The sequence below is a fragment of the Caballeronia glathei genome, assembly GCF_000698595.1.
GTDB classification, from domain to species: Bacteria; Pseudomonadota; Gammaproteobacteria; order Burkholderiales; family Burkholderiaceae; genus Caballeronia; species Caballeronia glathei.
In genome coordinates this window covers 1-526 of the sequence record NZ_JFHC01000296.1, presented here as the reverse complement: position 1 = coordinate 526, position 526 = coordinate 1, and the positions used below count along the sequence as shown (strand labels likewise).

Here is a 526-nt window from a genome sequence, read left to right as displayed (position 1 = left end):
CCAGGTGCCATCCGCCTGTTTGACCGTCGCCTTTTCCGGCGCAAGCCGCATCAGCCCCTGAATCGCGTTGCGAGCACGGTCGAGCGACTTGGTCTCAATGAGCTCCGCAATCGTAAACAGCACCATGACCATCGCTGCTTCCGGCCACTGACCGAGAAGCAGCGCGCCCGTGACAGCAATGCTCATCAGTGCGTTGATGTTCAGGTTGCCGTTGCGGATGGCAATCCAGCCTTTCTTGTACGTTGTCAGGCCGGAACCGGCCACTGCTAATAAAGCGAGTGCGGCGACGAGCCATGAGGGTTGGCCTAGCCAACTTGCGGCTTCAGAAGCAACCGCGATAACGCCGGCAAGCGCGAGCGGCCACCACGGCTTCTGCTTAGGCTGCAGGATGCTCGCCGGTTGTTCATCTGCGCCGGCCAGTTCCGGCGTAAAGCCCAGCGACCGCAAGCCTTCGAGTACCGAGGGCAGCGCTTCCGGCTTGTGCACTACCGTCAGCACTCGCTGCATCAGATTGAATTCCATGCCC

General features: G+C 61.0%; 1 pseudogene. It reads right to left on the bottom strand.

The features are described from left to right. Nucleotides 1–526 (bottom strand): annotated as a pseudogene (locus tag BG61_RS38860) (heavy metal translocating P-type ATPase); the annotation flags it as partial.